16 protein-coding genes are annotated in these 12,001 nt (G+C 51.6%); 4 read left to right on the forward strand and 12 right to left on the reverse strand.

Annotation, left to right across the window (positions count from 1 at the left end; all coding sequences use genetic code 11):
- Positions 1-123: 123 nt before the first annotated feature.
- Genes ACFVYJ_RS10875 through ACFVYJ_RS10890 form a run of 4 tightly spaced genes read left to right on the forward strand, consistent with a single transcriptional unit; the run spans position 124 to position 3,801 of the window.
- Complete coding sequence (locus tag ACFVYJ_RS10875; RefSeq protein ID WP_419414964.1) at positions 124-1,998, forward strand: copper resistance system multicopper oxidase; 1,875 nt, start codon at positions 124-126, stop codon at positions 1,996-1,998.
- Positions 1,995-2,855 (forward strand): copper resistance protein B, encoded by an 861-nt coding sequence (locus ACFVYJ_RS10880; protein WP_419414963.1) that lies wholly within the window; start codon positions 1,995-1,997, stop codon positions 2,853-2,855. Before ACFVYJ_RS10875 ends, ACFVYJ_RS10880 begins: the two co-directional genes overlap by 4 nt.
- A gap of 52 nt (positions 2,856-2,907) precedes the next feature.
- Complete coding sequence (locus ACFVYJ_RS10885; protein WP_348431660.1) at positions 2,908-3,201, forward strand: hypothetical protein; 294 nt, start codon at positions 2,908-2,910, stop codon at positions 3,199-3,201.
- 18 nt (positions 3,202-3,219) lie between these two features.
- A complete protein-coding gene (locus ACFVYJ_RS10890; protein ID WP_419414962.1) occupies positions 3,220-3,801 on the forward strand; it encodes a c-type cytochrome in 582 nt (193 codons plus the stop codon).
- Between the two features lie 24 nt (positions 3,802-3,825).
- Here ACFVYJ_RS10890 and ACFVYJ_RS10895 read toward each other — a convergent pair whose 3' ends face one another.
- From ACFVYJ_RS10895 to ACFVYJ_RS10950, 12 genes are all read right to left on the reverse strand, one after another.
- Positions 3,826-4,080 carry a DUF5676 family membrane protein gene (locus ACFVYJ_RS10895; RefSeq protein WP_022960193.1) on the reverse strand — a complete coding sequence of 85 codons (255 nt, stop codon included), beginning with the start codon at positions 4,078-4,080 and terminating at the stop codon, positions 3,826-3,828.
- Positions 4,081-4,127: 47 nt separating this feature from the next.
- The gene (locus ACFVYJ_RS10900) at positions 4,128-4,586 is read right to left on the reverse strand and encodes a hypothetical protein (RefSeq protein ID WP_022960192.1); all 459 of its coding nucleotides are present in this window, start codon (positions 4,584-4,586) and stop codon (positions 4,128-4,130) included.
- 208 nt (positions 4,587-4,794) lie between these two features.
- The gene (locus tag ACFVYJ_RS10905; RefSeq protein ID WP_419414961.1) at positions 4,795-6,147 is read right to left on the reverse strand and encodes an APC family permease; all 1,353 of its coding nucleotides are present in this window, start codon (positions 6,145-6,147) and stop codon (positions 4,795-4,797) included.
- A gap of 189 nt (positions 6,148-6,336) precedes the next feature.
- Entirely contained in the window at positions 6,337-6,684 is a 348-nt protein-coding gene (locus ACFVYJ_RS10910; protein WP_419414960.1) for a hypothetical protein, read from the reverse strand.
- Positions 6,685-6,725: 41 nt separating this feature from the next.
- The gene (locus ACFVYJ_RS10915; RefSeq protein WP_419414959.1) at positions 6,726-7,169 is read right to left on the reverse strand and encodes a hypothetical protein; all 444 of its coding nucleotides are present in this window, start codon (positions 7,167-7,169) and stop codon (positions 6,726-6,728) included.
- Positions 7,170-7,182: 13 nt separating this feature from the next.
- Positions 7,183-7,833, reverse strand: a complete 651-nt coding sequence (locus tag ACFVYJ_RS10920) for a methyltransferase family protein (protein WP_419414958.1) — start codon at positions 7,831-7,833, stop codon at positions 7,183-7,185.
- A 24-nt stretch (positions 7,834-7,857) separates the two neighbouring features.
- Entirely contained in the window at positions 7,858-8,127 is a 270-nt protein-coding gene (locus ACFVYJ_RS10925; protein WP_419414957.1) for a DUF2933 domain-containing protein, read from the reverse strand.
- Positions 8,128-8,135: 8 nt separating this feature from the next.
- Positions 8,136-8,474: a P-II family nitrogen regulator gene (locus ACFVYJ_RS10930; RefSeq protein WP_419414956.1), complete on the reverse strand. Its 339-nt coding sequence runs from the start codon at positions 8,472-8,474 to the stop codon at positions 8,136-8,138.
- 13 nt (positions 8,475-8,487) lie between these two features.
- On the reverse strand, positions 8,488-8,841 hold the full coding sequence (locus ACFVYJ_RS10935; protein WP_419414955.1) for a cupredoxin domain-containing protein: 354 nt from the start codon (positions 8,839-8,841) through the stop codon (positions 8,488-8,490).
- A gap of 24 nt (positions 8,842-8,865) precedes the next feature.
- The gene (locus ACFVYJ_RS10940; RefSeq protein ID WP_419414954.1) at positions 8,866-11,190 is read right to left on the reverse strand and encodes a heavy metal translocating P-type ATPase; all 2,325 of its coding nucleotides are present in this window, start codon (positions 11,188-11,190) and stop codon (positions 8,866-8,868) included.
- A 29-nt stretch (positions 11,191-11,219) separates the two neighbouring features.
- On the reverse strand, positions 11,220-11,540 hold the full coding sequence (locus ACFVYJ_RS10945; RefSeq protein WP_419414953.1) for a heavy-metal-associated domain-containing protein: 321 nt from the start codon (positions 11,538-11,540) through the stop codon (positions 11,220-11,222).
- The gene (locus tag ACFVYJ_RS10950; protein ID WP_419414952.1) at positions 11,537-11,953 is read right to left on the reverse strand and encodes a MerR family transcriptional regulator; all 417 of its coding nucleotides are present in this window, start codon (positions 11,951-11,953) and stop codon (positions 11,537-11,539) included. The genes ACFVYJ_RS10945 and ACFVYJ_RS10950 overlap by 4 nt, the downstream gene beginning before the upstream one ends.
- Positions 11,954-12,001: the final 48 nt, after the last annotated feature.

Raw genomic sequence — 12,001 nt, forward strand, 5'->3', positions numbered from 1 at the left:
AAGAAGATGACGACTAGATTACAACTTTGTCATTTTGAAGTCATGCGGGTGACAGGCTCGGCTCGCTAGTATGCGGAGTCAGAACGTGGAACAACCATCACTTATTCGAAAAGAGATTGACTCATGACCCATGGTTTCCCCCGACCCAAGCAGCCCTGGCAGCTTAGTCGCCGCCGCTTCGTGCAGGGCCTGGCAGCCGGTGGCGTGCTGGCCGCCACACCGTCCTGGTTGCAGGCCGCCGCAAAAGGCGCGACCGCGCTGGGCTCGGCACCGGTACTCAGCGGCCGTGAAATCGACCTGGTAATCGCCGCAACACCTGTCAATTTTACCGGTGTCACACGTATGGCTACCACCATCAACGGCTCCATTCCGGCACCGACGCTACGGCTGCGCGAGGGCGATGACGTCACCATCCGCGTCACCAACCGATTACCTGTTTCTACCTCTATTCACTGGCACGGCATCTTGCTGCCCTATCAAATGGATGGTGTGCCGGGGATCAGCTACCCAGGCATCGCACCGGGAGAAACCTTTGTTTACCGCTTTACCCTCCGCCAGAGCGGCACCTATTGGTACCACAGTCACTCCGGCTTTCAGGAGATGACCGGGATGTACGGCGCCCTGATCATTGAGCCGCGGGCAGGCGAAAGACACCGTGCCGACCAGGATTATGTGGTGCAGCTGTCCGACTGGACCGACGAAGATCCAATGCATACCTTCAGCAAGCTGAAAGTACAAAGCGATGTCTACAACTTCAATCAGCCCACCTTTTTCGATTTCACAGCCGATGTTTCAAAGATGGGCTTACAGGCAGCCCTGGAAAAGCGCCAGATGTGGAACCAGATGCGGATGAACCCGACCGATCTGGCGGACCTGTCGGCGGCCACCCTCACCTTCCTAATGAATGGCACCACCCCGGCGGGCAATTGGAGCGGGTTGTTCCAGCGCGGTGATCGCGTACGGCTTCGTTTTATTAATGCCGCCAGCAACAGCTTTTACGATATCCGCATTCCGGGTTTGAAGCTAACGGTGATCCAAGCGGATGGTCAGGATGTTGAACCTGTCACTGTGGATGAATTCCGTTTCGGCCCCGGCGAAACCTACGATGTCATGGTCGAACCGCGGGACGATGCTTACACCATCTTTGCCCAGAGCATGGAACGCAGCGGCTATGCCCGCGGCACCCTGACCGTGCGGCAAGGCTTAACCGCTCCAGTACCAGATCCTGACCCGGTTGAGTGGTTGACCATGGCTGACATGATGGGGGCTATGAGTCATGGCACTGGTCACGAAGGCATGAATCATAGCGGTATGGATCAGGGGTCCATGAGTATGGGTGCCATGGATCACAGCACCATGGATCATTCCCAGATGCACGGCGGCATGGCCATGGATCACAGTATGCACGGCGTGCAGCGGGCTTCTGATAACCCTCTTGCCAAACCCTCATCCACCATACGCCACGCCCGAACCGAATACGGCGCTTCGGTGGATATGCGAGTGGACATGCCACGCACCAATCTCGACGATCCGGGTATTGGCTTGCGCAACTTAAGCCAGCGTGGGTTGCGCCCACAGGGCCACCGAGTGCTGACGCTGGCCGACCTAAAATCCATCGATGGTGTGCTGGATGACCGCCGCCCGCCCGCGAGGGAGCTGGAACTACACCTTACCGGCAATATGGAACGCTATAGCTGGTCTTTCGACGGACTCGAATTCGGTAAAAGCACACCGGTCTCCCTGCGCCACAATGAACGCGTTAGAATTATTCTGCAAAACGACACCATGATGACCCACCCAATGCATTTACACGGCATGTGGAGCGAACTGGAAACCGATCAGGGCGAATTGCGGGTTCGGCGCCATACCATTCCCGTGCAACCAGCGCAGCGCATCAGTTACCTGACCACACCCCATGATCTGGGCCGCTGGGCCTGGCATTGCCATTTGCTGTTTCATATGGACGCGGGCATGTTCCGCGAGGTGGTGGTGTCATGAGTCTGAATGCCGCGAAATTTCTTACAACACTAGTTTTTACTGTCGCTGCACTTCAAGTGAATACGGTACTGGCACAAATGGATCACGGCCCTGAACATCAAGACATGGGACAAATGCAGGGCGGAAGCGCTCCTGCCGATGCCCGCGATCCCCACGCTTATTCCGACGGTTACACCTTGACCGAAGGCCCCTATGCACAGCCGGGGCCACGGCAACTGAAACTGGCGGACGAACACACCTTCTGGTCCGTTCTGGGTGATCGCCTGGAATATCACGAAGACAGCGAGAGCACGGTTTACGATGTCCAGGCTTGGTATGGCACCACCTACAACCGCTTTGTCATCAAAGCGGAGGGTGATATTACAGGCGGCACACTGGAGGAGAGTTCAACTGACCTGTTGTGGGGCCATGCGCTTAATGCCTATTTCGACACCCAACTCGGTGTTCGACTTGACCAATATGACGAAGGTAAGGATCGCCAGTGGCTGGCAATTGGTATGCAAGGTCTGGCGCCCTACTGGTTTGAGCTGGATGTGACTGCATATGTTAGCGACGACGGTCGGACCGCACTCTCTGCCGAAGCCGAGTACGAGTTGCTGCTGACACAGCGGCTCATTTTACAACCACGTGCGGAACTCAATCTGTATGGCAAGGATGATTCTGATAATGGTTTGGGGTCAGGCCTCTCGGATCTCGCCTTGGGCTTGCGCCTGCGTTACGAATTCAGCCGTCAATTTGCGCCCTACATCGGTGTGGAATGGACAGACACCTATGGCGACACAGCCGATTACCGCCGCGCGGCTGGCGACGATACCTCAGATACCCAATTCGTCGCCGGACTGCGATTCTGGTTTTAACAATCGCCAAGTTGATATAGAAACTTTTCAAACACCTATGAGGAACACCTTTATGAATATGAAAACACTAGCCACTGTCATCGTGTTCTCCACACTGGGCATCGCTTTCTCTGCACAGGCCCATGATCCTAAAGAACATATGAAAGACGCTGAAAAGCCGGATTGTGCAGCCATGACAAATATGGATCACAGCAAGATGGATATGAATGATCCTGTGATGCAAGCCATGATGAAACAATGCATGAATGACATGCATCATAACGACTCTGAAAAGGATCAAGCGCAGGCTGATCATCAGGACAAAGAAAAAAGCTCAGGCGAGCAACATTCAGAACACCAACACTGATCAACCCAAGGAGTTTTCATGTCGGCGCTCACCACCTTTATCAAAAGTCTGGTCATTACCGCTGTCATCGCGCTGGTGGGCGGCGGGCTGTTTCTCTATTCAGGTCTCTACCCCATGGGCGCCGATGTACCACACAATCGGCTGACCTACTGGCTGCTGGAAACCTTGCGTGAACGTTCAGTTGCACGCGCTGCCAGTGACATTAAGCTTCCTGGCGACCTAAATGCACCGGAGCGGTTACTGGCGGGTGGCGCCGACTACAATGATATGTGCGCGGGATGCCATTTGAAACCGGGCAAAACCGAAAGTGATTTCACCCTGGGGTTATATCCCACACCACCCAACCTAACTCTAGCGGGTGATGAACATGGACACGATCATACCGGTAACACCGAAAATGACGACGAGGCCAGTAAACGACAATTCTGGATTATCAAACATGGCATCAAGGCCTCGGGCATGCCAGCCTGGGGAGCCGGGCACGACGATGAACGCATCTGGAACATGGTAGCGTTCCTGAAGCGGTTGCCGGAACTGTCTCCCGACCAATACCAGATACTCACCGCACGTGGGCAAGACTCGGAAGGGCATGGTCACTGATATGGCACCTCATAATCCATCGGCTTACTGCAAGCGGTTGTAAATAGCCGCCAGCAACCACCCGGCGATACCCGCTGACACTGACCAAGCCACCAGTCCCACAACAACGCCAGTGAATGTCAAATGCCAACCCATCTCATTCAGTTGCATATGCACCATTTCCCCAGACATGGATAACATCATGGCGGGCATTAACATCACCAACAGGCTGCAAGCCAGCCACAGTATCGCCGCGGTAATCGCGCTGGCTATCCCGAATTTGAACGCATTAAGTGTCATGACTATTCCTCCGTTTATGGTGGTGTATCTGTAATAAATTAGTGTCTCTACATATCCCCGAACCGGTTGGCAGACTGCACCATACGCATCATTTCGTGTTCCTCCAGCGACCGGAGTGATTCCATCAACTCCTTGGCAGAGGGGATATCCGCCCTTGAGGCGAGATAGCGATACAGCTCAATCACCTGCTGATGCTGATCGACAATCACCTCCATGATTTGCGCGGCATCAAGCTCGGCAAAAGGCGCGTCGCAATGTGCATGTCGGACGATAGGATGCTTTGCCACATATTCCATACACCAGGTGTTCAGCGCATGTTCATCGCCCGAGGTTTCGAAGCCATTGACAACTTTTGTGAGACTTTTTTCGTGATCGGACAGGTAAGCAAGAATCATCCGGGCCCGTTCATCCGTATTCTTGTCTGCGCAATGGGATAAGCACTGACTGAGATGTTGGTGAAATTCCCGGGTCCAGTGCAGCACATCTTTTAAGGTTTCAATTTGCATAATTTTTTCTCAGTTGTGGATTGACTCATCGATTAGAGTCTCAAAAAGTCACTATAGCTGCGCATACACACCACCAGTTCCTGGTGGGTGTCGATGCCCATATAGATCGCTTTAAGTGTGCTAACTTGATCCATTACCATTCTCCAAACAACAAAAGTTAACCACTAGGGTCCCGTTCTGTGCCTGGCAGGCTTCCTCCACATGATTTTTAATGATGATGTTCATGCGCCTGACTTTGGGACACAGCTTGCTTTCGTTTTTCAGATCCAAGGAATAGTTGCTCTCCGATCGCGATTAGCATCATTGTGACAACGGCCACACCCAACACAAATGGATCTGAATTCAACTTCACCCAAAGGAACCCGCTTAGTGCAAGCGAATCTAATATAATCGCGGTAACGGGGACCCAGCTTTTGGCTTTAACATCGTCCAACAAGTAGCGCAGAACACCCCAGTGAATGGCGATATCCATCACCAGATAGAATATGATGCCAAGTGCTGCTATACGGGAAAGATCAAAGAACGCGGTGAGCACAAGTCCAAGAACCACGGTGTACACCAATGTATGTTTCTGAATGCTGCCCGGCATACCGAAATGGCTATGGGGCACCAACTTCATTTCCGTTAGCATCGCCAGCATTCTGGAGACCGCAAAAATACTGGCAAGAATCCCTCCCGCCGTCGCCAGCATGGCAATCGCAACGGTGAACCACACGCCGTACTCACCGAGTGCAGGTCGAGCGGCCGCAGCCAGGGAATAATCTCGAGTTTGAATAATCTCACTAAGCGAGAGATTGCTGGCCACCGCAAAACCAACCAATGTATAGATAACGACACAGGCAGCAATCGAAATAACAATGGCGCGACCAACATTGCGGTGTGGATCGATCACCTCGGAACCACTATTGGTAATGGTGGTAAAGCCTTTGAATGCCAGAATCCCCAGCGCTGTGGCGCCGAGGAAATTACTAGCTGAACCGGTCTCGCTTACATGTTCAAAGTCCACTGCCAGGCTATCAGCTAACCAGATGCCGACGAGACCAAAGATTAGAATTCCACCAATTTTCAGTAGGCCGATAAACCCTGCAACCCCTTGAATCAGCCGATTTCCCAACAGGTTCACAATGAACGCCGCCAGGATTAGGGAGACGCCGAGTATAGGTGTCATTTGTCCTGATGGGTCACCGCCAAATAATTGCATGGTGTAAGAACCGAACGTACGCGCTAGAAAACTCTGCGCGATGACCATCGAAAAATACATAAGTAGTGCATTAAACGCAGTGGGCAACCGGTCGCCATAAGCCTTATGCAGATACATGCCAATCCCCCCTGCTGATGGGAAGGCATTGGATATTTTGATGTATGAGTAAGCGCTGAAACCAACGATGATTGCGGCCGCGAGGAATGCCAATGGGAATAATGCACCAGTCATCTCTGCCATTTGCCCGGTTAGCGCAAATATTCCTGCGCCGATCATCACCCCAGTCCCGAGCATCACCGTACCTGACAGAGAGAGGCTACCCTCGTCATAATGTGTCGAACGATCGTCTTTTTCCTCCATTCATGACCCCTTAATATAATGGTCAGCCCTCTTCCTGGGCATTCGTTGCAAGGTATACAGGATGCTTAAAACTGCATTTCTCAACAGACTGCTAGTCATATCGACAGGTTCCAACGTCAATTGGCCCCTCACCAGATTAATTTCCGAGACACCTAATCGATGTTCTTTGTTGCTCATTTTCTCTTTCATCTAATGAGGCGGCATCTTGTTGCAGCAGTGCGCCTCATGTTTAGCGTTATCCCCGATATTCTCATCGGTCTGCCGTTGCCAACTCAGCCTGGTTCGGGACCACCAGCTGTCTTTTATTGCCGCACCATGCTTTTCGACAATGGCGATCATTTCATCGATATTGTGGTGAGAAGCGTCGTAGGCAATTTTGAGCAAGTTGCCATTTTTGTTCAGCCACACACCATCCATACAGGGCAGTTCATCAAGTTCCTCAACAATCGCTTTGGCATTGCTTTCATTGATCCCGCACACGCTCAAGGTATGTCTGGTTAAAAAACCTGGATTGATACCATGCCGATGCTCACTCATAATATTTTTCCTCCAACAGACAAGTTGAGCAAACAACCCATCTACTTTTTGTGTTTATGGACGGGTGTTTTTTTGGACTCAGATTCATGATCCATCATTTGGCCCATCATCATCTGCATCATGCCCATTCGCTCTTCCATCATGTCCATACGTTTCATCATCGCCATGCCGTCCATTTTTGATGACTCACCTTTGTTCATGTCCATTCCCATGCCATCACCCATCATCTGCATGCCATCCTGCATGGCTTGCATATGTTCCTGCATTAATTGATGGCGTTTTTCCGGATCGGTTTCGGTTTTGATTTTTGCCATCATGTCGTGCATCTTTTGCATGTGCTCATGCATTGCCATCATTTGCTCATGGTCCATCATCATTCCGCCCATCGGCTGGTCTTTACTGTCGCCATGTTCGTGCCCTTTTTCCGCAAAGACGGGCGAAGAAATCGCAGCGGCTATTACCACAGTGGAGATTAGTTTTTTCATCGAATTATCCTCATCAGGTTGAAACAGTTTTATCGACGTTAAATTTCGGAATCCAGCCAGGCGTGGCTTCCATATAGCGGCGATATTCATCACCGAATTCATCCAGTGCCATCCGCTCCTCACGCTTAGCGAGTCGCACATAAACCACTACCAATATCAGAAACATGATTACGGTAAGGATCGTCGGCCACTGCAACAGGAAGCCAAACATAATCAGGATAAAAGCAACGTACTGCGGGTGACGGCAGCGGGCGTACCAGCCGGTGGTCGCCAGCGACCGGGTCTGCTGTGCCTTGTGCAGTACATTCCACGCTGAGGCAAGCAGGAAGAAGCCCAAAATGATCAGGACATTACTGGCGATATGCAGCGGATCAAAATGAGGGTTGCCTTCAAAACCGAAAAGGGTATGCAGAAGATGGCCGTTCTCGTGGGACAGAAAATCCACGCCAGGATATTTTTCCGCCAACCAACCGGAGAGGAAATAAATGGTTAAGGGAAAGCCATACATCTCGGTAAACAGTGCAATGATAAACGCCGAGAAAGCGCCAAAGCTTCGCCAATCGGTTTTGGTTTGCGGCTTGGTAAAGCTGAAGGCAAAGAAGATAAATATCGCCGAATTGAGTATCACCAGCGTCCAGAGGCCGTAAGCAGATTCACCGTGCATAGCTTTTCACCTGTTAATATTCTGTTAGTGATGATGCTCATTTTCTTTGCGACCATCTTCCAGCCCACGCTGATAGGCAGCCTTGTCGGATTCATCCTCGTGCTGGCCATGTCCACCATGCCCCCCGTGCATAAACAAATGCATAAACGGACAGGCTAAGAGAATCAAGAAAGGCAAAAACTGCCAGACGTGTTGCCGATGCTCGATCAATAGGAAATAGCTTGCCGCTGCAATTAAACCCAGGGCGGCCAGGCCTTTGGGGGTCAACCAGAATGATGATTTTTTGGTTGCCATGTCACACCTCACCTGTGTAATTGAAAATCGTTGTCTGTTGCACTGCGTTTATCGTGTATCCACAGCAGATCGTTAACCGGCACAATGCAGACCAGCCCTTCGCTATCGGCATTAACATGCGCCGCATCCACAATCAGCTGCGCAATTTCCCTCGCCTGCTCAGCCTTGGCATAAATCTCCATTTGAATATGCTTGATCAAGTGGTTTTCGTTAAAACTGTCGAAGTAATAGCCCCGGCCACGAACCGGGTATAAGGTAAAGCCCTTCACTCCGTGTCGTATCAAGGTTTCTTCCACCTCTTTCAGGCGAAACTCATCAAAAATGGCCGTAACTTTATTGATGTTCATTTGCTCCTCCTGCTTATTTCACCGTGATAAGTCCACGGTACATCTGCATCTGGCAATGAAACGCGTATTCACCTGCTGCCAACGCGGGTAACTGAATGGTTTTCAATTTATTCAATGGCAGGGTGTCGCTGATTTGCAGTTCGGGGATCAGTAAAGTCTCAGAACAGGGTGATTGATCTTTGCGGATAAATTTGATTTCGACAGGTTCTCCGGTCGGCACTTTAATCCGCGAAGGAGAATAGGTGCCATTTTCAACAGTAATCACCAAATCGCTTTCCCCCAGCTCGGCTTCTTTCGGCTTGTAAAGCCAGAACCACCACACAATCAGAGCGATTAACGCCAATCCGGCTATATTGATCAGTAACATGTCGCATTTCTCCTGGTGTTGGACTTAGTGTTCCTGCGCTTTAAACAAACGCAGTCGATTGGCGTTGGTCACAACAGTGAGTGATGAAAACGCCATCGCAGCCCCGGCAATCACCGGGTTCAACAACAAACCCAAGAATGGGTACAACACGCCAGCCGCAAAAGGTACGCCGGCCACGTTGTAAATAAAGGCGCCGAATAAATTCTGTTTGATATTGCGCAAGGTCGCTTTACTCACTGCAATGGCATCGGCCAAACCATGTAACGAACCCCGCATCAGGGTGATGTCGGCACTTTCAATGGCCACATCGGTACCTGTGCCAATGGCGAAGCCGACATTGGCGATGGCCAGGGCTGGCGCGTCGTTGATGCCGTCCCCGGTCATGCCCACCACTTCGCCTTCCATCTGCAGTTCCTGCACTTTTTTGGATTTTTCTTCCGGCAGTACTTCGGCGAAAAATTCCTTGATACCGGCTTTTTCCGCCACCGCTTTGGCTGTGGCGCGGTTATCGCCGGTGAGCATCACCACCCGTATACCGTTATGTTGCAGGCGCTTGATGGCAGCGATGGAGTCTTCCTTAATCGGATCGGCTACTGCGATAATCGCTGCGAGCTTATTATCAACGGCGAAATACATCGGCGTTTTAGCCTCGGCGGCCAGCGCCTGGGCCTTTTCAACAAAATCACCCAGTTCGATAGTGCGCTCGCGCATGAGCTTTTCATTGCCGAACAACAGTGTTTTTCCGTCCACGTCAGCCTGCACACCATGGCCGGCAATGGCGTTAAAATTGGAGACCTTGCCCATTTCGATCCCCCTTTCCTGAGCACTTTCAACAATAGCCATCGCTAAAGGATGCTCGGAGCCTGATTCAAGCGTTGCTGCCAATCGCAACACCGCCTGCTCGTCATGTTCACCTGCCACCAATACATCGGTAACCTTCGGCGCGCCCAGGGTGATGGTGCCGGTTTTATCCAGAATCATCGCCGATATCTTCGACGCGGTTTGCAGGGCCTCGCCGTTACGAATCAGCACGCCCGCCTCTGCGGCCTTACCCACACCCACCATCACCGACATCGGCGTGGCCAGACCTAGCGCACAGGGACAGGCGATAATCAATACGGTGGTCGCCGATACAATCGCAAAAGCTACCGCTGGTTCCGGCCCAAAATTCAACCAAGTCAGGGCGCTCGCTACAGCGATAATCATGACCACCGGAACAAAATACGCTGAGATGACATCAGCCAAACGACCAATGGGCGGCTTGGAGTTTTGTGCGCGCTTGACCATATTGATGATTTGCGCCAGCGCCGTGTCTTTACCAACGCGGGTAGCTTTAAACAGAATTGAGCCTGACTTATTGATGGTGCCCGCCGCCACGGTATCCCCAGTGGCTTTTTCAACCGGCATCGGCTCGCCGGTGAGCATGGATTCGTCAATCGCAGTATGCCCTTCAACCACTTCACCATCGACGGGAATTTTTTCACCTGGGCGCACGCGGACCACATCGTTCAGTAGAACCTGTTCGATAGCGATATCCAGTTCTTTGTCATCGCGAATAACCCGCGCCGTTTTCGCCTGCAATCCAATCAGGCGCTTAATAGCCTCAGAGGTACGACCGCGGGCTTTCAATTCCAGGGCAAGACCGAGATCGATTAAACCAATAATCATCGCGGTCGCCTCGAAATAAACATGGCGCGCCATTTCCGGCACCAAGTGAGGAACAAACACCACCACCATCGAATACACCCACGCCGTACCTGTGCCTAAAGCAATCAAGGTATCCATATTGGCCGAGTGATTTTTAAAGGATTGCCAGGCACCGACATAAAAGTGTTTGCCGGAGAACACCATCACCCCAAGCGTCAGTAATCCAACAGCCAACCAGGCAATGCGCTCACCAGTGCTTGTTACCGTCATTTCGCCGACTACGATGCTGTAAATCATCAGCGGCACGCCCAGACTGAGGGCGATGGTCATTTCCCGCATCAGTCGTTTGTAGTAAGCCCAATCAGCTTTTTCTTTTTCCGCCAATGCATCGTCTTCATTGTCAGCAAGGCTGATTTTGGCGTTATAACCAGCGCCCTCAACGGCTTTTATCAATTGCTCGGCAGGCGCCGAACCCAACACGCTGACGGTTCGCTGAGCGAAATTCATTTCCGCGTTTTCCACACCCGGTATCGCTTTTAGGGCGGATTCGATTTTTCCCACACAGCTGGCACAACCAGCGCCTTCGATCATCAATTCCTGGCTTACTGCGCTGCCGCCATGAACATGATGGTGGTGATGCTGGCCAGTTTCCGTACCTTCATGACAGGATGGATTGCCAGATTCCGTGTTTGTTGAACTCATATCCATACTCCTGGTTTACTTGACAGCAACTAGCGAATGAGCGTTGCGGGAAAACCCACACGATCCAACGCATCGGTAAGGTTTTTTGGTTCAACCACACCAATGACTGAAGCGATGCCCGTTACCAAGTCCATCGACACTTCGCTAACCCCTGCAACGGATTTCAACGTCTGTTCGATACTTTTCACGCAACCACCGCAGCTGGCACCCTGAACCTGTAAACGATGAAGAGGAAGAGACGTATCGCTAACGCTGCGGATATCACGGGCTTCAGCAGAAACGGATGATTTGCCGACGCAGCAACAACCACCTCGGTGTAGATTCGCACTTGGCGTTTTGTGTGTATTCATAACCTATCCTCCGCAGTGAATTCTTCGATCAGATGGCAAAGCATATGGCCCGTTGGCGCCTTATCCGGCTTTTGACTCCACTCCAACACAGCCTGTTGCATGCGATCCCGCAATTTCAATGTTTCCCTGAGCTGTCGCTCGGTTTCATGCAGGCGCTGATCAATCAAGCGACGCACCGTTGGGCAAGGAGACTTTTTCTTGTCCGCATGGGCGAGAATCTCCTGAATATCCTCTACCGAAAATCCCAACTGTCGGGCACTCAGCACGAACCGTAAGCGATTAACATCTTTATCACTGTATTCCCGGTAACCATTGGCCTTGCTTTTTGTTGGATTCAAAATCTTGATCCGGGTATAAAACCGCACCGTGTCTGCTGTAACCTCCAATAGCCTGGCAACCTCAATTACCTTCATACCGCCCTCCTCTCGATCCGGTCTAGGTAGTTAGACACCATCCTAAAC

It is taken from the genome of Pontibacter sp. JAM-7 (assembly GCF_048548695.2).
Classification (GTDB): domain Bacteria; phylum Pseudomonadota; class Gammaproteobacteria; order Pseudomonadales; family Balneatricaceae; genus Neptuniibacter.